This is a genomic window from Robertmurraya korlensis NBRC 107688 (assembly GCF_001591645.1).
In the GTDB taxonomy this organism is placed as follows: Bacteria; Bacillota; Bacilli; order Bacillales; family Cytobacillaceae; genus Robertmurraya_A.
Map to the genome: position 1 here is coordinate 1 of NZ_BCVH01000008.1, position 23,233 is coordinate 23,233.

22 protein-coding genes and 1 riboswitch are annotated in these 23,233 nt (G+C 37.8%); of the genes, 16 read left to right on the plus strand and 6 right to left on the minus strand.

Going from position 1 to position 23,233, the window contains the following annotated elements; all coding sequences use genetic code 11:
- The first annotated feature begins 116 nt into the window (after positions 1 to 116).
- The 9 genes from BKO01S_RS12230 to BKO01S_RS12270 all read left to right on the plus strand — a co-directional run bounded on the left by BKO01S_RS12230 (position 117) and on the right by BKO01S_RS12270 (position 10,093).
- On the plus strand, positions 117 to 968 hold the full coding sequence (locus BKO01S_RS12230; RefSeq protein ID WP_066054109.1) for a DNA-3-methyladenine glycosylase family protein: 852 nt from the start codon (positions 117 to 119) through the stop codon (positions 966 to 968).
- A gap of 18 nt (positions 969 to 986) precedes the next feature.
- A complete protein-coding gene (rlmD, locus tag BKO01S_RS12235) occupies positions 987 to 2,369 on the plus strand; it encodes a 23S rRNA (uracil(1939)-C(5))-methyltransferase RlmD (RefSeq protein WP_066054112.1) in 1,383 nt (460 codons plus the stop codon).
- A 219-nt stretch (positions 2,370 to 2,588) separates the two neighbouring features.
- Positions 2,589 to 3,080 (plus strand): YehS family protein, encoded by a 492-nt coding sequence (locus tag BKO01S_RS12240; RefSeq protein ID WP_066054115.1) that lies wholly within the window; start codon positions 2,589 to 2,591, stop codon positions 3,078 to 3,080.
- Between the two features lie 184 nt (positions 3,081 to 3,264).
- Positions 3,265 to 4,191: a DMT family transporter gene (locus BKO01S_RS12245; protein WP_066054118.1), complete on the plus strand. Its 927-nt coding sequence runs from the start codon at positions 3,265 to 3,267 to the stop codon at positions 4,189 to 4,191.
- A gap of 149 nt (positions 4,192 to 4,340) precedes the next feature.
- A riboswitch (Lysine riboswitch) is annotated at positions 4,341 to 4,519 on the plus strand.
- Positions 4,520 to 4,621: 102 nt separating this feature from the next.
- A complete protein-coding gene (locus tag BKO01S_RS12250; RefSeq protein ID WP_066054123.1) occupies positions 4,622 to 5,458 on the plus strand; it encodes a transporter substrate-binding domain-containing protein in 837 nt (278 codons plus the stop codon).
- Between the two features lie 61 nt (positions 5,459 to 5,519).
- Positions 5,520 to 6,260 (plus strand): amino acid ABC transporter permease, encoded by a 741-nt coding sequence (locus tag BKO01S_RS12255; protein WP_066054128.1) that lies wholly within the window; start codon positions 5,520 to 5,522, stop codon positions 6,258 to 6,260.
- A gap of 22 nt (positions 6,261 to 6,282) precedes the next feature.
- On the plus strand, positions 6,283 to 7,017 hold the full coding sequence (locus tag BKO01S_RS12260; protein WP_066054132.1) for an amino acid ABC transporter ATP-binding protein: 735 nt from the start codon (positions 6,283 to 6,285) through the stop codon (positions 7,015 to 7,017).
- A 336-nt stretch (positions 7,018 to 7,353) separates the two neighbouring features.
- Positions 7,354 to 8,040, plus strand: coding sequence for a response regulator transcription factor (locus BKO01S_RS12265; RefSeq protein ID WP_066054134.1), 687 nt, complete (start codon positions 7,354 to 7,356; stop codon positions 8,038 to 8,040).
- A complete protein-coding gene (locus BKO01S_RS12270) occupies positions 8,027 to 10,093 on the plus strand; it encodes a HAMP domain-containing sensor histidine kinase (protein WP_232311226.1) in 2,067 nt (688 codons plus the stop codon). The genes BKO01S_RS12265 and BKO01S_RS12270 overlap by 14 nt, the downstream gene beginning before the upstream one ends.
- Before the next feature lie 66 nt (positions 10,094 to 10,159).
- Here the strand turns inward: BKO01S_RS12270 and BKO01S_RS12275 are convergent, their stop codons facing one another.
- Positions 10,160 to 11,089: an iron-hydroxamate ABC transporter substrate-binding protein gene (locus BKO01S_RS12275; protein WP_066054138.1), complete on the minus strand. Its 930-nt coding sequence runs from the start codon at positions 11,087 to 11,089 to the stop codon at positions 10,160 to 10,162.
- Positions 11,090 to 11,330: 241 nt separating this feature from the next.
- Here BKO01S_RS12275 and BKO01S_RS12280 point away from each other — a divergent pair, with 241 nt between their 5' ends.
- The 3 genes from BKO01S_RS12280 to BKO01S_RS23935 all read left to right on the plus strand — a co-directional run bounded on the left by BKO01S_RS12280 (position 11,331) and on the right by BKO01S_RS23935 (position 14,364).
- The gene (locus BKO01S_RS12280; protein ID WP_066054140.1) at positions 11,331 to 13,424 is read left to right on the plus strand and encodes a 7TM diverse intracellular signaling domain-containing protein; all 2,094 of its coding nucleotides are present in this window, start codon (positions 11,331 to 11,333) and stop codon (positions 13,422 to 13,424) included.
- Entirely contained in the window at positions 13,421 to 14,110 is a 690-nt protein-coding gene (locus BKO01S_RS12285) for a response regulator transcription factor (RefSeq protein ID WP_066054143.1), read from the plus strand. Before BKO01S_RS12280 ends, BKO01S_RS12285 begins: the two co-directional genes overlap by 4 nt.
- Before the next feature lie 107 nt (positions 14,111 to 14,217).
- Positions 14,218 to 14,364 carry an anti-repressor SinI family protein gene (locus tag BKO01S_RS23935; RefSeq protein ID WP_084362059.1) on the plus strand — a complete coding sequence of 49 codons (147 nt, stop codon included), beginning with the start codon at positions 14,218 to 14,220 and terminating at the stop codon, positions 14,362 to 14,364.
- Between the two features lie 168 nt (positions 14,365 to 14,532).
- On the opposite strand, the gene BKO01S_RS12290 is transcribed toward BKO01S_RS23935, so the two are convergent.
- The 4 genes from BKO01S_RS12290 to BKO01S_RS12305 form a co-directional block, all read right to left on the minus strand.
- Positions 14,533 to 15,879: a S8 family serine peptidase gene (locus tag BKO01S_RS12290; RefSeq protein WP_232311227.1), complete on the minus strand. Its 1,347-nt coding sequence runs from the start codon at positions 15,877 to 15,879 to the stop codon at positions 14,533 to 14,535.
- A gap of 189 nt (positions 15,880 to 16,068) precedes the next feature.
- Positions 16,069 to 17,022 carry an NAD-dependent epimerase/dehydratase family protein gene (locus BKO01S_RS12295; RefSeq protein WP_066054146.1) on the minus strand — a complete coding sequence of 318 codons (954 nt, stop codon included), beginning with the start codon at positions 17,020 to 17,022 and terminating at the stop codon, positions 16,069 to 16,071.
- A gap of 22 nt (positions 17,023 to 17,044) precedes the next feature.
- Positions 17,045 to 18,199, minus strand: a complete 1,155-nt coding sequence (locus BKO01S_RS12300) for a glycosyltransferase family 4 protein (RefSeq protein ID WP_066054149.1) — start codon at positions 18,197 to 18,199, stop codon at positions 17,045 to 17,047.
- A gap of 44 nt (positions 18,200 to 18,243) precedes the next feature.
- Complete coding sequence (locus BKO01S_RS12305) at positions 18,244 to 19,848, minus strand: CotS family spore coat protein (protein ID WP_232311228.1); 1,605 nt, start codon at positions 19,846 to 19,848, stop codon at positions 18,244 to 18,246.
- A 202-nt stretch (positions 19,849 to 20,050) separates the two neighbouring features.
- Between BKO01S_RS12305 and BKO01S_RS12310 the strand changes: the two genes are divergently transcribed.
- Both BKO01S_RS12310 and BKO01S_RS12315 read left to right on the plus strand, forming a co-directional pair.
- Positions 20,051 to 20,497 carry an ASCH domain-containing protein gene (locus BKO01S_RS12310; RefSeq protein ID WP_066054151.1) on the plus strand — a complete coding sequence of 149 codons (447 nt, stop codon included), beginning with the start codon at positions 20,051 to 20,053 and terminating at the stop codon, positions 20,495 to 20,497.
- Positions 20,498 to 20,634: 137 nt separating this feature from the next.
- Positions 20,635 to 21,585 (plus strand): ribose-phosphate diphosphokinase, encoded by a 951-nt coding sequence (locus tag BKO01S_RS12315; RefSeq protein ID WP_066054153.1) that lies wholly within the window; start codon positions 20,635 to 20,637, stop codon positions 21,583 to 21,585.
- A 47-nt stretch (positions 21,586 to 21,632) separates the two neighbouring features.
- On the opposite strand, the gene BKO01S_RS12320 is transcribed toward BKO01S_RS12315, so the two are convergent.
- A complete protein-coding gene (locus tag BKO01S_RS12320; RefSeq protein ID WP_369690999.1) occupies positions 21,633 to 22,079 on the minus strand; it encodes a hypothetical protein in 447 nt (148 codons plus the stop codon).
- On the opposite strand from BKO01S_RS12320, the gene BKO01S_RS12325 reads away from it, so the two are divergent.
- Both BKO01S_RS12325 and BKO01S_RS12330 read left to right on the plus strand, forming a co-directional pair.
- Positions 22,056 to 22,439 (plus strand): hypothetical protein, encoded by a 384-nt coding sequence (locus BKO01S_RS12325; RefSeq protein ID WP_066054155.1) that lies wholly within the window; start codon positions 22,056 to 22,058, stop codon positions 22,437 to 22,439. The genes BKO01S_RS12320 and BKO01S_RS12325 overlap by 24 nt on opposite strands.
- A 4-nt stretch (positions 22,440 to 22,443) precedes the next feature.
- Positions 22,444 to 23,151: a M48 family metallopeptidase gene (locus tag BKO01S_RS12330; RefSeq protein WP_066054157.1), complete on the plus strand. Its 708-nt coding sequence runs from the start codon at positions 22,444 to 22,446 to the stop codon at positions 23,149 to 23,151.
- The last annotated feature ends 82 nt before the right edge of the window (positions 23,152 to 23,233 follow it).

Sequence of the window (23,233 nt, forward strand, 5' to 3'; positions counted from 1 at the left end):
AGGCACCTGCAAAGAGAGTAGTCACATGACTACTCTCTTTCTTTATGGGTTCTGTTTTTCTTTCATACATATAAAAATGATATACTTACAGAAAAACCACGGGGACGGGACAAACTATGGAGAGAATAAGTATCAAAGGACCTTATAACTTTGAGCAAGTGCTATCCAGACTCGCATTGGATCCGCTCAATCAGATTGATCAACAGGAACGTTCGGTTCAAGTTCCTCTCATCGTCGACGGAGACAAGTATGTAGTAAAGGTAACATCAACAGGTACAATCGAAGAGCCTGCATTTGAAGTGAGTGGAAAGACAAACCAGGCGGTTGTCTTTCGTTTACGTGAAATCTTCCAATGGGTTCAACCATTGAATGACATTCACGCACATTTTCGTCATACGGACTTAGCTCCTATTTTTAAAGAGCATATGGGGACCCCCCTCGTTCTAGACTTTGATCCTTACAACTGCTTGTTAAAATGCATCGTTCATCAGCAGCTCAACCTGAAGTTCGCCCACACACTAACTCAGCGATTCGTAACGACCTTTGGAACCGAGGTAAATGGAGTGTATTTTTATCCGGATCCAGAAAGATTGGCCCGTGTGAAAATTGAGGAGCTACGCGAGCTTCAATTTAGTGGCCGTAAAGCAGAGTATGTGATAGGTGTGGCACAAGCCATTGTAGAGGGGAAATTAGAGCTGCATAAGTTGCACGAAAAGACAGATGATGAGATTATGGAAGAGCTCGTCAAAATAAAGGGTATTGGTCCATGGACAGTACAAAACTTCCTTGTGTTTGGACTTGGACGACCCAATCTTTTTCCAATAGCTGATATTGGTTTACAAAATGCTCTAAAAAAGCTATATAATATGGACCGAAAGCCAACAAAGGAAGAAATGGAAGGCTATAAGCAAAGCTGGGAGCCATACGCGAGCTACGCTTCTCTTTACTTGTGGAGAAGTATCGAATAATAGATGGAGTGAACAAAAATGAAACAGGAGCAATCCGTAAGAATAACTGAAAAACAAACCTTTCCACTAACCATTAAGAGACTCGGAATTAATGGGGAGGGAGTCGGCTACTTTAAAAAGCAAGTCGTCTTCGTACCAGGTGCGCTACCAGGTGAAGAGGTAGTTGTAGAAGCAACAAAAGTTCAACCGAAATTCGCTGAGGCGCGCATTAAAAAGATCCGAAAAAAATCAGAGCATCGTGTCGCACCTCCATGTCCTGTGTACGAAGAGTGTGGAGGCTGTCAGCTTCAGCATCTTGATTATCGTCAGCAGCTTGTGGAAAAAAAGGACATAGTAAAGCAATCACTTGAGCGTCATACAAAGCTAAATGTAGAAAAGTTAGATATCCGTGACACACTTGGTATGGACAACCCATGGAACTACCGAAACAAAAGCCAGTTCCAGGTGGGGCAAAGTGACGGCAAGTTACTAGCGGGATTATATGGCATCAACTCACACAAACTCGTTGATATTCAACACTGTGCGGTACAGCATTCTGCTACAAACAAGGCAACATCAGCCGTGAAGAAGATTTTACAAGACCTTAAAGTGTCTGTATATAATGAGAAAACTCGTAAAGGTATCGTACGTACCATTGTGGCTAGAATTGGTGTAAAAACAGAGGAACTCCAAATTGTATTAATCACAAGTCAACGAGAGCTTCCACATAAGGATGAAATCGTTGCTCGTATTAAGCAAGCTTTGCCAGAAGTAACATCCATTGTGCAAAATGTTAATGGTCAGAAAACATCTCTAATCTTTGGTGATGAAACGAGATTATTAGAGGGAAGAGAGTTCATCCAGGAAACTCTAGGGGAACTGGAATTTGAACTATCAGCTAGAACGTTCTTCCAGTTAAATCCTGAGCAAACCGTAAACCTATATAATGAGGTAAAAGAGGCAGCAGGACTAACAGGTGTGGAAAAGGTTGTGGATGCCTACTGTGGAGTGGGGACAATCGGTCTCTGGTTGGCAGATGGAGCAGAAGAAATCCGTGGAATGGACGTTATTTCAGATTCGATTGAAGATGCAGAAAAAAATGCGGAGAGACATGGAATTAGTCACGCTACTTATGTTGTCGGTAAAGCGGAACAAGTTCTACCGAAATGGGCGAAAGAAGGATGGAAACCGGATGTGCTTGTAGTGGATCCACCAAGAACAGGATTGGATCAACAGTTATTAAACACAATTTTAAAGGTTAAGCCAAAGAAAATTGTGTATGTTTCATGTAATCCATCCACACTTGCAAAGGATATCTCCGTGTTGGTTTCTAAATATAAGGTTGGTTATATACAACCTGTGGATATGTTCCCACAAACAAGTCACATTGAAAGTGTTACTAGTTTGATTTTAAAAGGATAAGTGCCAGTTTTTTTGGATAAGTCAGACAATATCCACAAGTTTATTCACATTGAGTATAAAATTGGGATAAATAACGTGTAAAAATTTAAAAAAATAAGTTATCCACAGTCTAATAAGTCTGAATAAAAATGAATGACTCCTTTATTCAGGGGTCATTTAATTTTTGTAATGACAAGTGCTATAGTAGGAAAGGTAAACAATCTTTAGGGGGATCGATTAGTGAATAATAACGATATATTAATCAGATTAAGATATGCTTTAGATATTAAGAATGTAGATATGGTAGAAATTTTTAAACTTGGTGGAGTTGAAGTAACAAAAGAAGACGTACTAAAGATCCTTACGAAAATTAACGATGAAGAAGAGGATAATGAAGATGTGATCATCTGTGATGACCAAATGTTTGATGCCTTTTTAAACGGTTTTATTATTTTTAAAAGAGGAAAACAAGAACCAAAACCAGGCCAACCTGAAAGACAAGCTCCATCCCTAAAAGAAAGCTCGAATAATCTCCTTCTAAAAAAGCTTAAAATCGCTTTGTCATTAACAAGTGAGGATATGATTGAAATCTTAGAGGATGCGGGAGTAAGCATCACCAAAGGAGAATTAAGCGCGTTATTAAGAAAAGTTGGCCATAAAAATTATAAGTTCTGTGGAGATCGATATGCTAGGAATTTCTTGAAAGGGTTAGCGATTAGACATAGAGGATAGGCTTTTTAGGTAGAATATACGAAATTTGGAGCAACCTGTTGAAGGATTGCTCTTTTGCTTTTAAACTTGGGAAATATATTAATCACAAATGTAACATAACCTATTTACAGATGATCTAAATATACAGTAACCTTGTATGAGTGTTCTTAAGAGTAAGGAAATGTATCAGAAGGAAGGGCTATGTTTGTCTAGAGGGTTATTATACAGTTTGTTATTTTTACTAATGGTGATTTGGGGATTCAATGTCTCGGCCATTAAAATTTTAGTTACGTATTTTCCACCTGTTTTTATTCAGGGTATCAGGGTGTTTTTGGCAGGTTTGGTGGTAATAGTTGTCCTTATTATGTCAAAGAAATTTGAGAGGATTTCTAGGAAAAATGTACTCGGAATATTTGTTGCTGCCTTGTTTGGAGTATTTGGTCACCATCTATTCTTGGCACTCGGATTAACTCTTACTACCGGTTCAAATACAGGTTTAATTCTAGGCTTGGTACCACTTTTTACTTCTATTTTTGCCATGATTTTTCTGAAAGAGACATTAACGGTTGTTAAGTGTCTTGGTATATTGGCTGCACTAAGTGGAGTTTATTTTATTATTTTAAAAGGAAATGGACCCGTTTCTGGATTTTCATTAGGTGATTTATTTATATTTGGTGCGGTGATCACGCAAGCGATTAGTTTTATCGTGATCAAAAAGTTAACTACTAATCTTGATTCAAGACAAATGACGGGGATCATGCTGATATTTGGGTCTTCCATGATGTTCGGATTAAGTTTTTGGATAGAACCGGTGGAAGCAAGTGATTTTCATCAGCCAGTGTATGTTTGGTTAGTTTTACTAGCTTCTGCTGTTTTTGCAACGGGACTTGGTCATATGCTTTATAATTATGCCATTCAACAATTAGGTGCTGGCTCAACTGCAATTTTTATTAATCTTACCCCGTTCTTTTCGTTGCTTGGCTCTGCTCTGTTCCTAGGAGAAAAGATTGTGCTTGAACAGTTAATTGGCTTTATGCTAATCGTACTGGGAGTTATTTTGGGCACAGGGATGCTAGAGGGTTCTTTCCGCAGTCTCATCCATCGTAATGTACCAAGGTCATTGGATAGGTAACTTACTATTTTTGATATTAAACAATCTACATTTTTTTCACATATAACATGTTGATATAGTATTTTAATAGAATTGGTTTCAAAAACGGGTTGACGGAGTAAATATACTAATGTATTATTTAAGAATAATTTAATAAGACCTCACTTTTATAGTGAGGTAGAGGCGCGATATTTAACAGTCTTTAGTGGAGTTTGAGAAGCAGTGATGCTAAGGAGAAGGAAATGTCGCCGAAGTGTGTAATACCTCAATATTACATGCTGGGTCTGTAGTTAAGAGCTGCAGGACTGTCTCAATAAACACAAGTTTATTGAGTTGTGCTATCTCATCATGGGATAAAAGAGAGGACTTAAGGTAACTATGCATAGTGCGACCTGAGTATATCTCAGGTCGTTTTTTGTTGTATTTTGTAGAAAATAGGAGGAGATACATCATGAGAAACAAGTTTTCATTATTAATAGTTTTATTGGTTTCATCGTTAGTTCTATTAGCAGGTTGTGGGTCAAGCAATGGCTCTGACTCTGGTTCATCAAAAGATAACACATTTAAGGTTGGTCTTGAAGCGGGGTACGCTCCATTTAACTGGACTCAAAACGACGATTCTAACGGTGGGGTTAAAATAGACGGTTCTGCAGAATACGCAGGTGGATATGATGTGGAAATTGCAAAAAAAGTGGCTGAAGGTTTAGGAAAAGAATTAGTGATTGTGAAAACTGAGTGGGATGGTCTCGTACCAGCTTTAACATCAGGAAAAATTGACGCAATCATCGCTGGTATGTCACCAACAGGTGAACGTAAAGAAACGATAGATTTTACGGAAAACTACTATAAATCAAATTTAGTAATGGTTGTGAAAAAAGGCAGCAAGTATGAAGGGGCTACTTCTCTTGAAGATTTCAAAGGTGCGAAGATTACAGCTCAATTAAATACGTTCCACTACAATGTGATTGATCAAATTGAAGGTGTGAACAAGAAGACAGCAATGGACAACTTCCCAGCGATGAGGGTAGCGCTTGAATCAGGAATCATTGATGGTTACGTTTCAGAACGTCCAGAGGGAGTTAGTGCATCAGCTGCAAATGAAAACTATGTGATGGTTGAATTTGAAGATGGATTTGAAACATCAGAGGATGATACAGCCATCGCTGTAGGGCTGAAAAAGGGTAGTGACTATACAGAGAAAATCAATGAAATCCTAGCAGGTATTTCAGAGGAAGAACGTACAAGCATTATGGATAATGCTATCAAGAATCAGCCAGCAGCAAAATAGAATTCAGGAACCGGCTGTATGAAAGCATACAGTCGGTTTTATACGGTAAGGAGGAAAAAAGATGAGTATTGAGTGGATTATTAAAATCATCTCAGAAAACTGGCCAATGCTCCTACGCGGTGCTGGTTTAACCCTTTTGATCTCTCTGATTGGTACGATTTTTGGAGCGGCCATTGGATTATTGGCAGGGGTTATACGAACAATTCCCGCACCTGAACGTGGAGCAAAAAAGATACTATTAAAACTGATTAACTTCATTCTTTCTATCTATATTGAGTTTTTCCGCGGAACACCGATGATTGTACAAGCGATGGTTATTTTCTATGGATCAGCGTTAGCATTTGGCATAGATATGAATGTGTTTGTGGCAGCTATTTTTATTGTATCCATCAATACGGGTGCCTATATGGCGGAAATTGTCCGTGGTGGAATTGTTTCAATTGAAAAAGGACAGTTTGAAGCAGCTCAAGCAATAGGGATGAATCATCTACAAACGATGTGGAATGTAGTATTGCCACAGGTGATTCGAAATATTTTACCTGCAACGGGAAATCAATTTGTTATTAATATTAAGGATACATCCGTACTGAATGTTATTTCGGTGACAGAATTATTTTTCGTTACCAAATCAATCTCAGGAAATAATTTTAGATATTTTGAGTCCTTCTTTGTCGCATGTATGCTTTACTTCGTGATGACCTTTATTGTCACAAGAATCTTGTTATATATTGAAAAGAAATTAGATGGCTCTGAAAGCTATACGGTTATAGGGAACACAACTACAACAGAACTCAATCAATAATAAATAGAAAGGAGGAGAGACGATGGAAAAGATTATTGATATACAACACTTAAACAAGTCCTTTGGAGCCCATGAAGTATTAAAGGATATTAATTTTTCGGTAAATAAAGGAGAAGTTGTTACGATTATTGGCTCCTCGGGTTCTGGAAAGTCAACTCTTCTTCGTTGTATTAATCTTTTAGAAAAACCAAGTGGCGGGAAAATTATTTATCATGGTGAAAATATATTGGATGATAAGCATGATGTAGTGGACTATCGGAAGCATTTAGGCATGGTGTTCCAACAATTTAACCTTTTTAACAATCACAATGTTCTTACTAACTGTGTAGTTGGACAAGTGAAGGTATTAAAACGCACCAAGGAAGAAGCCGAAAAAGTAGCGATGAAATATTTGAAGGTTGTTGGAATGGATAAGTATATTAACGCAAAGCCCAAGCAATTGTCCGGCGGTCAAAAACAGCGGGTAGCGATTGCTAGAGCACTTTCTATGGATCCGGATGTTATGTTATTTGATGAACCAACCTCGGCTCTTGATCCTGAAATGGTAGGAGAAGTTCTAAAGGTCATGAAGGAACTTGCTGAATCTGGTCTTACAATGTTAATCGTCACGCATGAAATGGAATTTGCAAGGGAAGTATCAGACCGAGTCGTATTTATGGACAAGGGAGTTATTGCAGAAGAAGGAAGCCCAGAGCAAATTTTCAATAATCCAACACAAAATCGTACGAGGGAATTCCTGAAACGTACTTTAAAATAGAAATTCTACAAATAAAAAGCCGACTCAAGAAAGTTGAAGTAGTTCTATTTTTTGAGAATCATAATAAATACCACTTATATCAGACCAAATCACATATGATTTGGTTTTTTGTTTTTGGATGCAAAGCAATTCCTGCTCGCTTTTTCTATCCTACCAAAAACATACTAGAATAAGACCATGTTCAAAAGTCAACTTTAGGGTAGGCTTTTTTTTAACACTAAGAAAATCTTAAGATTTGCATTAAGTGTTTATTAATATTTTAAGGGTATGATTAGTCTAGATTAAAGATCCATGGGGGGTATAATAGTTTGAACTTATATATAGGAGTGAATGCTCATGAACATATTGGTTTGTGACGATGACAAATCGATTGTAGATGCAATTGGAATCTATTTAGAAAATGAAGGCTACCAAGTATGTAAGGCATTTAATGGTGAAGAAGCGATAGAAATGGTTGAGAATGATGAAATCCATCTGATTATCATGGATATTATGATGCCTAAGATGGATGGAATTACCGCTACTATGAAGATTAGGGAAGAGAATAAAATACCCTTGATTATGCTTTCAGCAAAATCTGAGGACTACGACAAGATACTAGGATTGAATATTGGAGCGGATGATTACATAACCAAGCCCTTCAATCCTTTGGAGTTAATCGCTAGGGTGAAATCCCAGTTGAGAAGATATACCACCTTTGGAAGTCTTGAAACGAGGAGCAATGTCTATCAAACAGGTGGTCTGATGATCGATGATGAAAGGAAATTGATTACTGTCGATGGAGAAGAGGTACATCTTACACCTGTGCAATACAAAATTTTAAAACTTCTAACGGCTAATGCTGGAAGGGTTTTTTCCATAGAGGAAATCTATGAGAAGGTATGGAACGAAACGGCTTTTAGTCCAGAAAATACAGTAACCGTTCATATAAGAAAGATTAGAGAGAAGATCGAGATCAATACAAAAGAGCCTAAATATTTGAAGGTGGTGTGGGGAGTTGGATATAAAGTTGAAAAAATTTAGCCACTTACTAATCACGAAAATCATTATGTTTGTCTTAGTAATCGTCTGTTTTACGGGGGTTATTTATAACATTGTGGTTGTGGAAATTGAAAATGGTGGAAATTTTGGAGCGGTTTTTGAAGAGGATTATTTTCACAGCTTGTCATATGTACAAGAAAGTGAAGAGATAATCAGTAAGCTTTCCATATTAATAGAAGAATATAAGAGTGAAGAACATATTTTAAAAGGTGGGACACTTAGTGAAGAAGAAATGAGGGGTATTGAAGAATCATTATACTCTGATTTCCAAGCATTCTCTAGAAGCTACAATCCAGAACAAAGTGAAGAAGTCAACTATGCAAGGTTCCAAGAGGAATATGCAGATCAAATCTCCCAGGCAAGGGATGAGACAATTAAAAGTGACTTAAGAGATTTTCATATCATTTTGCAAGAATTAAAAGCGTATGATGGCCCATTGTATTACGGAAGTGACAGTGTAAATGTATACACAAACACTACTTTAAAGGAAAAACAACAGTTCCAAACACATCCATCCTATATGATTTTTGAGGGATATAAACAAGAGTTGTATCCAAAAGAAGTGACAAACAATGAACATCTATACCGGATGACAGAAAGTATTCAACAATTAAATCCGGAAAATCAGGTTATATATGTATCGTATACAGAGGAGTTTTTAGATCTTAAAGTTAAACAGTGGGAAGAAAAGAAGGAAATAGCTAAAAAAAGTTTGTATGGATTACTAGCCTTTCTACTAGGATTTATTGTTTTCTTTTCGTATTTAGTACTTGTGATAGGTAGAAAAAAGTTTAAAGCGCAGGAGGTACACTTACATGCATTTGATAAACTATATACTGATCTTAATCTAGTTGTATCCATTCTTCTGTCAGCGCTTTGGTTTACATTTATAGAAGAGATCAATCTAACAAACATCGATGTATTGATTATCCCTTTAACACTTTCCTTTGGAGCAGTTGGGTTTGTCCTTTTTCTATCACTAGTGAAGCATGTCAAAAATAGAACATTATTCAAGCATAGCCTCATCTATAAGATATTTTATAAGCTTTTTACATTCGTAGGAGATGTATTCGCAAGTGGAAATGTTGGTGTAAAAACGGTATTACTTGTCATTGGATATCCCTTATTGGTAGCGGGAACATTTTTCATGTTTCCTATAACCTTGGGGATAGCAGCCTGGTTTGCCTTGAAGAAGGTGAAGGCATTTAAAGCAATAAAAGATGGGGTAGAAAGAATAAAGGATGGGGATCTACACCATTCGATTTCTGTTGATGGAAAAGGTGAGTTTGCAAGCCTGGCTGGTAATATTAATAGCATTACCGATGGCCTGAAAACAGCGGTAGATAGTGAACTGAAAAGTGAGAGGTTAAAAACAGAACTCATCACCAATGTATCTCACGATATAAGAACGCCTTTGACTTCTATAATTACCTATGTAGACCTATTGAAAAAGGAAAATGACTTATCAAAGATAGAAGAATATGTGGAAGTATTAGATCAAAAATCAAAAAGATTAAAAGTATTAACCAATGATTTATTTGAAGCGGCAAAAGCTTCTAGTGGAAGTATTCCCGTTCATTTTGAGCAAATAGATATCGTCTCTTTACTAACACAGGGAATGGGAGAAGTGAACTCAAAGATTGAAGCCTTAGATCTAGATTTTAAGTTAAACTATCCGAAAAACAAAGTCTATATCACAGCCGATGGTAAGTTATTATGGAGATCTCTAGAAAATTTGTTATCCAATATATTTAAATATGCACTTAGGGGATCAAGAGTGTATATAGATATTGAGGATTTAGGGAAGGAAGTATGTATCACTTTTAAAAATATATCAGCCTACGAGTTAAATATATCAGCAGATGAATTGATGGAGCGTTTTACAAGAGGGGATGAATCTAGATCTAGTCAAGGTAGTGGGTTAGGTCTTTCGATAGCGAAAAGCCTTATTGAAATACAAAAAGGAAGATTTGACATTCAGGTAGATGGAGATTTATTTAAGTCAAGAATTTATATGCCTAAAGAAAACTCATAATCTGATTTCAAACCCTTTTTAGATAACAAAGCATCCCGCTACAAAGGGATGCTTTGTTTTTTATTATTAATTTCCTAAAAAAGAAGTTTTTATAAACTCTAATTGCTTTTCAAGTGTAACCGGATCACTAAATGAAGCACCTTCTCCAGGCATTTCAAACACTTGGTTGTTTTTAACAGCAGGAATGTTTTTATACGTTTCTGTTTCTTGGAAAGATGTGTCTGCGTCTGAGTACTTACTTAAAATAACATAGTCGCCTGTATATTCAGGGATTACTTCTGTGGATAATGCATAATATCCAGACTCAAGAGCGACTTCCTTTACCTTCTCAGGCATTTTCAGTTTCATCGCTTGGTAGATAATTTCCGTTCCACGTGCCCAGTTTTCCCCAAATACATAAAGGTCTTTGCCGAAGCTTTCCATGACAGATACCGTTGCGTCCTCGCCAATTTTTGCTCGAATTTCTTCACCTGCAGCTTCTGCACGCTTCGTAAAGTCATCAACCCAGGTTTGAGCTTCTTTTTCTTTGTTTAAAAGTTTCCCAATTTCGATGTGTTGCGTTAGGTAATCAACTTTCCCCCAAGTGTAGGTTACAGTTGGAGCAATTTCATTTAATTTATCAAGGTTTTTGATATTCGATAATCCGATAATTAAATCAGGTTCTAATTCAATGATTTTTTCTAAGTTCTCATCTGACACTTCTTCCACATCTTTTAGTTCTTCTGCGAAGGTTGGATTATTTTTTGACCAAACATCAACTCCAACAACATTTACTCCTAAATCTAATACATTTCCAGTAAAACCAGAAAGAAGGATGACTCTTTGTGGATCAGCTGGAACTTCAATTGGTCCTGATTCAGATTCGTATGTGATGGTTGATGGCTTTTCTTCTTCCTTTGGTGTCTCTGAACTGTTATCTGTTTCTTTAGCTTGGTTTCCGCAAGCACTAATAACAAGAACGAGTAAAAGTAAAAATGGAAAGAATAGTTTTTTCATGGGGTATTCTCCTTTTAATTAGTTATTCCGTAACTGGAATATTATTGATAATGATTATCAGTATCGTTTATGTTTTTAATATAAATCTAGTTAGGTTGAAAGTCAATTAAAAGTTTTCAACAAAAAAGAGAGTAATAGGAAATAGGTATTGCTCTTTATGTTGGAGGAAAATGGAACATCTGTATAGAACATAATCAGGACATACATTTTCTGGTTAAACAAGTCTAACGGAGGTTCCATAATGAAGAGAATACCATCTATGATTTTCCTATTAGCTATTATTATATGTGGTGGAATCGTAAATGAAGCTCAAGCTTCTATAGTGATCAATCAAGAAAAAACTGGAAAATATAATATTTATGAAAATATGGAAATACTTGAGGATAGAGAAGGGAAGCTGACAATTAACGATGTATCCTCCCCCACTATATCCAAGCAGTTTAAAGCTAATAATAAAGGCATTCCGAGTTATGGATATAAGTCATCGGTTTATTGGATGCGATTTGAAATAGATAATCAACAACGTACGGAGAGGTATATCCTAGAATTTCCTTATGCCCCTCACGATTCGATTACTTTATATGAACCAACTGTTGGCAATGAGTATACTTCCTTATATGGTGGTGATTTACTTCCGTTCTCAGAGAGAGACCGGAAGCATCGTCATGTTACGTTTGAATTAACATTAGCTGAAAAGGAAACAAGTACCTATTATGTGAGAATAAAAAGTGAAGGATCCTTACAACTTTCGGTTGTACTCTGGGATGAAGAAGCGTTTTCTGAAAAAGGCTTAAGAGAGTATCTACTATTCGGAATTTACTATGGGGCAACTCTTGTAATGGTTGCTTATAACATCTTTTTATATTCCTCTTTACGCTTACGGAGCTATTTATGGTATGTCCTGTTAATCTTTGCGGTTAGCATGACTCAATTAACATTGAATGGATTTGCCTATCAATTTTTATGGCCGGATTTCCCATGGTGGAACAATCGCTCTATTGTGTTTTCGATCGCTCTCTCTAACTTGGCAGGAGCATTATTTGTTAATAAGTTTCTAGAAGTTCGGAATTATGCACGGGTGTGGAGCAGGATTTTACAAGTGCTCTCGGTACTCAATATGGGGATTATCGGTGTGTTATTGCTGTCCTATCCTCTTGCTTTACATCTTGTTACTCTTTCTACTATTCTCTTTATTCCGGTCGTTCTGACTACAACCATCCTTTGCTGGAAACGGGGGAATAAGGCTGCACGCTTTTTATTTTTCGCGTGGTTTATCTTTCTGTTGACGGGGTTAATATCTTCCTTGTCGGATGCAGGGATCTTGCCACTGAATATTTATACCAGACATGCCTCCTTGATAGGATCACTTATCGAAATGATTCTCCTTTCATTAGCACTGGCTGATCGAGTGAAAATCATTCAAATGGAAAAAGAAAATGCAGAACGAGCCACACTTTTATTAAATGAAGAGCTCGAAGAAAGAGTACAAAAAAGAACAGAAGAACTGCAAATCAGTACAGAAAAGCTATTAAGTATGGAAAGATCACGGCGCCATTTATTATCCAATATCTCACATGATTTGGGTACACCAATGACATCTATTCAAGGATACGTCAAAGCCATGCTGGACGGAGTCATCGAACCGTGTGATCAAAATTATTTAGGAATTATATATGAGAAAACCTTATATGTTGACAGGTTAATCCAAGATCTATATGACCTTTCAAGATTAGAAGCTAAGCAGGCAAGTTTTTATATGAATAAGGGTAAAGTTGGCGAGTTTATCCAATTTTTGAATGCCTTTGAAGTGGATGTCACTAGTAAAAATATTGTGTTTCAGCTTGATAGCAAGCTTTCACAAAATCAAAATCAATGGATTCTCTACTTAGATTTGAACCGGATTAGGCAAGTCATGGCAAATCTACTTTCGAATGCAGTCAAATATACAAAAGAGAATGGGATTATTTCGCTTGAAGTCATCGAATTTGAGGATTTTTATAAAAAATATAAGGAAAGACAGGGGCACGTAGAGGAAATTGCTGTGAGTTTGGAGAAGAAGGTGAACAGTCACAGTGGGAAGAGCTTAGTAATCGGTGTTCATGATAATGGAAAAGGAATTGATTCTGAGTCACTACCTTATATATTTGACCGGTTCTATCGAGCGGATGCGGAACACTATGATACGTATCGGAATGCGGGACTTGGGCTGGCAATAGTGAAAGAAATTATTGATTATCATCATGGGATGATATGGGCTGAAAGTTTAGTATCACAGGGAAGTTCTTTCTATTTTACATTACCTATTTACACTGGGGAGCCGGGGGAGAATAAATGAGAACCGTTGTAATTGCTGAAGATGAAGTAGATATTCGGAATTTGTTGACGCTCTACCTTGAACGGGAGTATCAGGTCATCTCATTTGCCAATGGAAAGGAGGCGCTAGCCGGTATCATGGAAATCATGCCGGATCTTGTGATTCTAGATATTTTACTTCCCGGTATGAATGGTTTTAAAATTTGTGAAAGCCTACGAAAGAATCATATCCAGATCCCAGTCATATTTTTAAGTGCCAAAAGAGAACAAAGTGAAAAAATCAAAGGGTTAGAGATTGGTGCCGATGATTACATCACAAAGCCATTTGATCCAGGAGAACTAGTGGCCAGAGTAAAAGCACATTTGCGTCGTAGCAACCAGCAGATAGTATCTGAACGTAAGAACACACATATAATTAAATGGGGAGAGCTGCATATTGATACAGTACAATATGCAGTAACCGTTGGTGGAAAACCAATTCATTTATCAGCAAAGGAAATACAGTTGTTAATTTTATTAGCTTCAAACCCTAGGAGAGTATTTAGTACCGAGCAGTTATATGACTTGATTTGGGGAGAAGATCATTATGGTGATTTAAAAACAGTGTCCGTTCATATCAGTACTCTACGAAAAAAGATTGAAAAAAGTCCTTCCAAGCCAGAGTATATTATTACATTAAGAGGGTTTGGATACAAATTTCTTCCATAAAAGTTTAATTTTCTCCTTTTATTATAATTTTCCAATTTCTTAACTTTAATTTAACCTTTACCCTTTATGATTAAAGCTATGAGATGGAATGAACTAGGAGGAAAACCATGAAAGAGATTCAGAATCTTGACGAGGAATGGATTCAACTAATCAAGCAGGCTAGAGATATGGGAATGTCCAAAGAGGAAGTACGTGAATTCTTACAATCCATTATGGCAGGGAAAAATGTAACCGAGATTGTGGAGAGCGCTTAGTGTTACTATTTCATTTACATAAATCATCATTTTCCTTCAATCGTACCACTAGTCACCCTCGATATAGTTACTGTATGTCCCATTTATGTAGTTTTCCAAAACTAAACGACTTTAATAATTAAGGAGACTGACATAATACGCTATCAGTCTCCTTATCTTTTTCACGTATTACTTCAGCGCACTAACCGCATTTATCGCCCCAAAACCAGACTCGCCATCATAACCCGGCTTGAACCAATCATCAGCGGATGTTTGAATGATATGTTTGACCTGAGCAGGGGAGAGTACGTCCTTCCCATACTTAGCAATAATGACTCCAGCAAGGCCGGCTGTTTTAGGAGCAGCCATGGACGTGCCTGCATAGAAGGCATATCCTCCTGGAACTGTTGATAGGCATAATTTATTTCGATCTCTTAAAGACGTGTCACCAGTTTCTAACCAAGCTGTACCGTAGTCACCACCTGGTGCGATAACATCAATTTTCCCAACCCCATAGTTAGAATAGAAAGTAAGATTCTTTTCTTCCCCACCAGCAGCTACACGAATCAATGATTGGCTGCTTGGGCTTCGATGGGTTGCACCTTTATCATCTCCAGAAAGCTTCCCAGGACTTGAAATGTCAACGCCAGCGTTCCCTGCGGATCCGACTACTGTTACCCCATTCTTAATCGCGTATTGAATGGCACGGTTGAAGAGACGAACATCAGCAACAACCTCTTTTGTTGCATACTCTGGATTTTGGAACCAATCGTAACCACCAAGTGACATGTTAACGACGTCCACATTATCATCTGCGGCTGTCATTAAAGCATTGGCGATATCAGAAGTATACGCTCCTCCTGTTGGCCCAAACACTCTGTACGCAGCAACTTTTAATTCAGGCCCGATTCCTAGTACTCTACCGTTTCCAGCAATCGATCCTGCTACGTGAGTACCATGCCCATCCTCATCCATTGCACTCGTTATACCTGGTACAAAAGATTTTCCATAAGCATAGTTTTCTTTAATATCTGGATGAGTATAATCAATTCCTGTGTCCACAACGGCTACAACAATATCATTTCCATCCTTTGCTTCTCCAGTTCCCCCTTCCAAATTCCAAGAGGTACCATTGTTTGTCACTTGCTTAATATCCCATTGATACATGTTATATAGATCATTTGCTTCAGTAGAGACGAAATCATCTTTTAGAACTTCTTCGTTTACAGGGGCTTCAGGATAAATGGTACTTTCCATACCAGCGTCTAGTACAGCTGTGTTTTTTTCAATGTTTGCTAGAAAGTGAGGGTTATCTGAGTTGACCTTTACAGCACCAAGTTTAGGTAACGCCTTAGTTACTTTCCCACCAGAACTTTTTACTAGATCTTGATAGTTTGATGGAAGATTTGCATCGGACTTAAAAATAACTATGTAGTCTTTGTCCACTGCTTGAGCTTGAGTTACCCCCAAACTACCAAAAAAGGCAGTAGCGCTAAGTGTTGCTGTTAAAGCACCTGCAATCCATTTCTTCTTCATTAAAATCCCCCTATTAAAAGAATTTTCCAACAACTTAATTATAGAATTCACTTACCTAACGCTCAATGGGTGCATATTGTTTAAACTTGTCATTCCTTGTTCGAAATACAAAAAAGTTTCGACAACCGTAATTTAAGTGGAACAAAAAGTCCTTCACTTATTTATGAAGGACTAAAAATCAGCAAAATATTATTGCTTATTATATAAACCCTTTAAATCCCCAATTTCCTTTAATAGGCCTTCCTTTAACGTAACCTTCGGATCATAATTTAATAGTTTTTGTGCTTTTGAAATATCAGCCCAAGTATGAACGGGCTCTCCGTAAGTCGATCCTGTATATCTACACTTAAGCTTTTGGCCAAGTGCTTCTTCAAGGATGGATAAGCAAGTTAAAAGGGAGGCCCTTTCTTTTCCGCCGATATTTATCGTTTCTCCGACAATATCTAGCGAAGTAGCAGCAGAGGCAATAGCCTCTACACAGTCGCTGATATAAGTGAAATCCCTTGTTTGCTTTCCATCTCCGTAGATTTCTATTGTGTCATTGGTAAGTGTTTGTTTAATGAATTTATGAAAGGCCATATCTGGTCGCTGCCTTGGACCATAGACAGTGAATAATCGTAGGATGGTGATGGGAAGCCCATCGTTTTGATAAAATACTCGACACAAGTGTTCTCCTGATAACTTCGTAACTCCATATGGAGAGAGTGGAGTTGGTTCGGAAGTTTCGGTTACTTTTCCATCCTTTTGGCCGTACACAGATGAGGTTGAAGTATATATAAACTTTTTTATCGGAAACTTCACGCTTGCTTCTAATAATCGTTGGGTGACAATAATATTATTGGTTACATACAATGTGAAATCCTGTCCCCAGCTAGATCTTACACCGGGAACACCTGCCAGATGGTAGATGATATCTATTCCCTCAAGTAAGGTGTCCCAATCTACTTGTAATAAGTCCTCTTCAACAAATGTAAATCTATTAGAGTGATGTAGGTTTTGAAGGTTTCGTTCGCGAATCGATCTTGAAGTACCATATGGCAAAAATACATCAATACCTATCACCTCATTTTGTGGGCTTTGTAGCAAGCGCTCACAGAGATGAGATCCAATAAAACCGGCAGCCCCTGTGACAAGAATCTTCATGATGCACACTCCTTTGTGGCTGCTAACTTTCGGAAGGATTTTGCTCCCAGACTGTAAGGATATTATTGGCTACATGATTCCAAGTGAAATTTTCTTCAACCAGTTTGCGTCCGCGAAGCCCCATTTCTCTTGCAGCTTCTAAATTTGTTAACATTTTATTTAGGTGGTTTGCGTAGTCGATTGGATCTTCTGGGTCTTGGACAAGGTGACCATTATCGTTCTGTACGATTTCAGGATTACCACCTCTAGCGGTAGTGATAAACGGCAACCCTGCCGCCATGGCTTCATAATGAACTCTAGCTAGTGGTTCTTCCCAGATGGATGTGCAAACAAAAACATCTGCGGCACAAAACCAATTGTGAACCTCATCTGCTTGAACATATCCAGTTGTGATCACAGGAATAGGGGATCTTTCTGCCAGTGCACGCGTGTAGGCGATGTAATCACTAATCGAATCGTCGCTATACCACGCTGCACCTACGATAACAAGTACAGCATCCTTCGATTGAATATGTGACATGGCCTTCACAAGAACATGTGGACCTTTGTTTCTTGAAAGACGACCGACAAATAAAATAATCTTTTTGTTCCCTAAGTCATATTTGGACCGAATGGCTTTTCTAGCCTGTAGAGCAGATTCTGATTTTGTCCAAGGAGCAAACTTGGATAAATCCACTCCGGAATAGATGGGGAAGATTTTGGGTTCCGCTTCTGGGAAATAAGATACGATGGTTTGACCAATATATTTACTGATGGTTATAATTTTTTCTATTTTTTCCACGGCCGCTGCCCCTTCAGCTCGACTAATCTTCTCTGGTTTAAACATATCATTGTGCATGCTTAGTATAATGCGAGAGTTAGGAGCCACTTCGCTTACGGGAAGTACCAGCTTAGGACGATTAAAAATGTGAATGATGTCGTATTGCTCTTCTGTTTCTGACAAATATTTTACAATTCCTTGTTTATAAACATCTAGTAAGCGCTGAGAGTCAATACGGATGTAACGGATACCATTAACCACCTCTTCATTTGGTAGATCTGGATCTGTTCTACTGATGATGGTAATTTGATGTTGCTCGCTTAATAAATGGGATACACCGCATATATACGTTTGGATAGCGCCACCTCGAATATTAGGGACAGGTAGCATTTCTGTACAAATCAGCAACACATTCATGTGCGTACTCCCTTCTTGCTATTTATCGTAGACAAAAACTTATTCTATTTTGTCTTACGTTCGTATTCCAGCTTTTTTCTCTGAACCTTTGCTACAATGCTTTCAAATTCAGCGTTTGATTTCTTTTTGCGAACTGGTTTAGAAGAAGCTGGATATTCGGTTTTTTTCTTAGATTTAGACGTTTTTCCTTCATTCATCTTCTTAAGCAGTTTGGGGAAATCTTCCTCAATGATTGATCTTAAAAGAAGGTCGAGGTCAACCAAATAATCTCTGCTGTCACTAGTTATAGAAGTGTGGGATGATTTTATTTTTCTCTTTTTGATTTTCGTTTGAATACTTTCACGTTTTAAATCGGACTTCTTTGTTTTAGAATTTTTTGATGTAGACTCCCCGAATAGAGGCTGAACCTTTTGTTGAGTTTGAGAAGAATCGGACTTTTTGAATTCATTATTATTTTTGATTAGTAATTCTGTATTGCCTAATACGACAGCACTTGGAGGTACTTCATAAATAACTTCTTCCTCTGAATAGTCTCCAGGAGGATACTTCTCTTTGTCCTTGGCTAATTCAGTTAGCACCTCCCATTTATTGGCCTCTGTTTGAGTAATTCTGTCTAAGATGGCATCAAGCTCAGTGTTCATAAAATTCACAGGTTCGAAAACTACTTCTTTTACATGCTTATAAAACTCATTGGGGAATGCCATATCAATCCATAGTAATTCAAAGGTTTCTTGGTCGATTGGATTTGCCTGATGGTAGGCATCTATCACCCCGCGTATCCATTCAAGATCCCAGGTTCCCATATCATCCATCGTACTTGTAATGATTTTCCGTAAGTCACGGATTGGTAAATCATAAGAAACTCCGTCCAAGTCGATGACCCATATTCCGTTAGGTCCTTGTTGTCCATTAGACCAGCCATAGTCTTGGTGAGCTAATCCCCAATGTGCTTCCCCTTTTGCAATCATTTTTCGATAAGAGGACTGCTTGAACTTTTCGTACATTTCAAAGGCTTGCTTTTCAAATTTGTCTACTATAGAAAGTAAATGTGGACTGGCGACCGTTTCAGGGTAAGCGTGGGCAATATCTCGGAACCAACCGATTTTTTGAATCATTTTCTCGTAATATTGATTCCACCGATATAGTCGAGAAGACTTTGCTGAGCCGGTTGGTGGAATATATCCTTTCGTATGACGATGGAATTCTCCTAGACCATAGCAAAGGGCAGAGGCGGCCTCTAAATCAATTTTCATTAGTTGTTCAAGAGTAGTGATCCAATCGGTAACAATCCACAGTTTTCCTCCCGCCTGTACATAGAGGTGGTTATCCTTTGTGGGAATAAGGGAAGGAACTCGAGCTCCTTGCTGAACAACATACAGTTGTGCACCTACACTAAATAAACTTCTTGTAGGCTGACGGTGAAGTACCTTGATACTGCGTGGTCCGTGGTTGGTCTCTATTTTCCAAATAGCTCCCCCTTTATCGGGCTTCGAGGTGATAAGAGTCATTTCGGAAACAGTCATATCATAGTTCGATAGGACTTCATAGGCTAAGGTCTCTAGCTCTGGTGGGACATATTGTTCTAAGTCTGCCTCGCTAGTGGCTGAATCAACTAAATGATCCCACGGTTCAATCGTATATTCATGCACATTTTTTTCCTCCAATCTCAAGACAAAAAAACTAGCTTGCTTATTCATATGTGGGGGAGAAGGAGATGGAATGGGGCATTCGTGGAGCAAGTGTTTAGGTAATAGAAAATTTTGTCAGAGTTGTGTTAGAACAATGAATGGGTCATAAAACGAAGGGGAACCTATATCATATAATTTATAACCAACTAAGGAGCCTTATAGAATGAAGGTTTTGTCCATGATTCAGCCCTGGGCAAGTTTATTTGTCCTTGGAGAGACTCAATATGAAACAAGGACCTGGAAAACAAAGTACCGAGGACCATTAGCCATTCATACTAGTAAGAAAGTAGACAGAGCTTCCTGCAGTCATCCGAAGGTTCAAGAGCTATTAGTGAAGCACGCTTATACAGCTAGCAACCTCCCAACGGGAGTCATTATCGGTGTATGTATGCTGAAAAATTGTATCAAAGTCGTTGAAAACCATAACACATGGGCAGTCTTGGAGAATGGCCGATTAGTCGAGGGAAATGATTTATTTTTAGGGGATTATCGAGTAGGTGGGTATGTGTGGGAAGTTGAGAATATGAAATTGCTAGATGAGTTCATACCAGCCAAAGGGCAACTTGGTCTATGGGAATATACTATAGACCTTCAAAAATCATCAAAATAAGTTATAATTAAGACAGGTTATGACAAGAATCAACATTTTTCACTATTTTGGCAGGAGATTCTGTCTTTTAAAGAGAATGTAAAATGAATCGTATGTAGAATCGAAAAAAGATCGAATAATAGTATGGGGGATATAAGGTGCCTTATAAATTAAATCAAAATTTCAGGTTATTTTCATTGAATTCAAATCGCAAGCTTGTGGAAGAAATGGCGGAGCTTTTAGGTTGTAAGATGGGAAATTGTTCGGTTACTCAGTTTAGTGATGGAGAGATTCAAATTCATATTGAAGAGAGTGTACGTGGAAGTGAAGTATTTGTTGTTCAGTCCACTTCGTACCCTGTGAATGATAATATATTGGAGCTCCTCATTATGATTGATGCGTTAAAAAGAGCTTCAGCACGTGTCATTAATGTAGTTATACCTTACTACGCTTATGGTCGACAGGACCGGAAGGCACGTTCTCGTGAGCCTATTACTGCTAAGCTAGTAGCTAATCTATTAGAATCGGCTGGAGCCAATCGAGTCCTTACAATGGATCTTCATACACCTCAGCTTCAAGGGTTCTTTGATATCCCTGTCGAGCATTTAATTGGTGTGCCCGTTCTGGCACAGTATTTTATGGAAAAAGGGTTAGAAGATATGGTAATTGTGGCTCCACATAACGGAAGTATCGGAAGAACCAGAAAATTAGCGAATACTTTAAATGCCCCTATTGCTCTTATCGATAAAAGAAAACCAGAAGAAGGCGGGCATGAAACGTACGATGTGATTGGAAATGTAGAAGGGAAACATGCGATCATTATCGATGACCTAATTGATACAGCGACAACCATCACATTTGCAGCTAAAGCATTAGCTGAACACGGTGCAAAATCCATCTATGCAGGGTGTACACACGCTGTATTTACGGGGAACTCAATTGAAAAAATTGCACAGTCACCCATAAAAGAACTCGTTGTGACAAATACAATCGAGCAGCCTGAAGAAAAGCATCTTGATAAAATTACTTGCTTATCTGTCGCCCCATTGCTGGTAGAAGCAATTGACCGTATTCATAGTGAAAAAGCGGTAAGCCCATTATTTGAATAGGTTAGATACTCTATCCGACATAGGATAGAGTTTTTTCGTGTGTGAGTTTACATAAAAAACTGATACTCATGAATAATTTTGACTATAGCTACACAAAGTCCTAGCGAACTCGCCTTCATTTTGGCAGGGTGGTACCGCTTGCTAGCATAAAGGTAAATCATGACCATAGCAAAGCCCATCGGAAACCACAAGGTAAAATCTCCCCCATCCTCAGTTGAAGTGGAAAAGAGGGGACCAATATACGTACTAACTAGAAAATAGATAAATATAGTAAAACTTCGATCTTCAAGTTCTTTACTCCATCTATATAAAAAGAAAAGTATTCCTATAAATAAAATAGGTAATAGGAAATTATTTAGTAGCAAAAGAATCAGTCCTTCCACCGGGTCATAAAGTAATTGTAACACCTCATATGGTAAAATTGGGGAAATGTAGTGTTTGATTTGTGACGGAAAACGGGGGTTGAATAAATGACTATGGATTTTTCTTTTCATATAATTAATTTCACCTTAGGGCTTCTAGCTTGGATGAGCATAGGGTTAATTGCCTTTCGCATTTCTCAAAAAAAGGCAGTCAAGCTGAAGGTATGGAAGATTATATTCGTTTTATATATAGGTATTTTTTCATTTACAATCAATTGGCCGATGTTTGATGCGGTGGTAAGGATTCCTGTATTACCACTTGGAGTTTGGTTATTGTATTTTGTTTTAAAGCAGAAAGAAGGAAGATGGGAGAAATACCGATCCTTTGCTTGGTTAGGTTTTTGGGCAAATGGTATGTTCCTTGCAACAACGTTACTAGCTGTACCATTGCAGCACGTGATGATTTTGAATCAAGTGGATTTAGAAAGGTGATGTAATGATACACAGCTATTTAGGTGAAACGATCAGTTACAATATAAACTACAAGAAACGCAAGTCTATTGGAATTTCTATCGATTTTTATGGGAATATCGAAGTCCAGGCTCCCAAAGGTACACCGAATCAATATATCCTTATATTTTTAGAAGAGAAATGGGACTGGATTCAGGAGAAGTCAAAGGAAATGAAGGAAAGAGCACTTGGACCGCAGGAAAAGGTGTATGACCATGGGGAAAGCTTTCTTTATTTAGGTAGCACGTACCCCATACAAATTATTCATGACCAAACTCTTACCCAGAATCAAGTAAAGTTTGAAGAGAATAAACTACATATCTATGTAAAGGAGGTAGAGGAAGAAAAAATCAGACAGGCACTTAAGCGTTTCTACTATCAGCAATGTAAGATGTTAGTAGAGAAGAGCATCAAGTCTTATCAAAGTCACTTTAAAATAAGACCCAAGGGGATCCGTATTAATGATAGCAATCGTACGTGGGGAACCTGTGATTCTAATCAGCAGTTAACTTTTAATTGGAAGTTAGCGATGGCACCGCAAAAAGTCATTGATTATGTAGTTGTACATGAAATGTGCCATTTGATGCATTTGAATCATGACCGATCCTTTTGGCGTCTGGTAGGAAAAATCATGCCTGATTATAAAGAACAGGAAAATTGGTTAGCTTTTTCTAGTTGGAAAATGACTGTATAATCATTGGAGAGTCTTCGTGTTGAAGGCTCTTTTTAGTTTTAAATGGGTAATTTTTCAATCAGAGTGCATATATCTACCGAAA

Excerpts from the sequence above, each read along its gene's own strand:
- BKO01S_RS12285 (WP_066054143.1), top strand. The coding sequence starts at position 13,421 with ATGAGAACCGTTGTAATTGCTGAAGATGAAGTAGATATTCGGAATTTG.
- BKO01S_RS12265 (WP_066054134.1), top strand. The coding sequence starts at position 7,354 with ATGAACATATTGGTTTGTGACGATGACAAATCGATTGTAGATGCAATT.
- BKO01S_RS12325 (WP_066054155.1), top strand. The coding sequence starts at position 22,056 with ATGACTATGGATTTTTCTTTTCATATAATTAATTTCACCTTAGGGCTT.
- BKO01S_RS12320 (WP_369690999.1), bottom strand. The coding sequence starts at position 22,079 with ATGAAAAGAAAAATCCATAGTCATTTATTCAACCCCCGTTTTCCGTCA.
- BKO01S_RS12310 (WP_066054151.1), top strand. The coding sequence starts at position 20,051 with ATGAAGGTTTTGTCCATGATTCAGCCCTGGGCAAGTTTATTTGTCCTT.
- BKO01S_RS12260 (WP_066054132.1), top strand. The coding sequence starts at position 6,283 with ATGGAAAAGATTATTGATATACAACACTTAAACAAGTCCTTTGGAGCC.
- BKO01S_RS12230 (WP_066054109.1), top strand. The coding sequence starts at position 117 with ATGGAGAGAATAAGTATCAAAGGACCTTATAACTTTGAGCAAGTGCTA.
- BKO01S_RS12280 (WP_066054140.1), top strand. The coding sequence starts at position 11,331 with ATGAAGAGAATACCATCTATGATTTTCCTATTAGCTATTATTATATGT.
- BKO01S_RS12290 (WP_232311227.1), bottom strand. The coding sequence starts at position 15,879 with ATGAAGAAGAAATGGATTGCAGGTGCTTTAACAGCAACACTTAGCGCT.
- BKO01S_RS12275 (WP_066054138.1), bottom strand. The coding sequence starts at position 11,089 with ATGAAAAAACTATTCTTTCCATTTTTACTTTTACTCGTTCTTGTTATT.
- BKO01S_RS12295 (WP_066054146.1), bottom strand. The coding sequence starts at position 17,022 with ATGAAGATTCTTGTCACAGGGGCTGCCGGTTTTATTGGATCTCATCTC.
- BKO01S_RS12250 (WP_066054123.1), top strand. The coding sequence starts at position 4,622 with ATGAGAAACAAGTTTTCATTATTAATAGTTTTATTGGTTTCATCGTTA.
- BKO01S_RS12330 (WP_066054157.1), top strand. The coding sequence starts at position 22,444 with ATGATACACAGCTATTTAGGTGAAACGATCAGTTACAATATAAACTAC.
- BKO01S_RS12300 (WP_066054149.1), bottom strand. The coding sequence starts at position 18,199 with ATGAATGTGTTGCTGATTTGTACAGAAATGCTACCTGTCCCTAATATT.
- BKO01S_RS23935 (WP_084362059.1), top strand. The coding sequence starts at position 14,218 with ATGAAAGAGATTCAGAATCTTGACGAGGAATGGATTCAACTAATCAAG.
- rlmD (WP_066054112.1), top strand. The coding sequence starts at position 987 with ATGAAACAGGAGCAATCCGTAAGAATAACTGAAAAACAAACCTTTCCA.
- BKO01S_RS12255 (WP_066054128.1), top strand. The coding sequence starts at position 5,520 with ATGAGTATTGAGTGGATTATTAAAATCATCTCAGAAAACTGGCCAATG.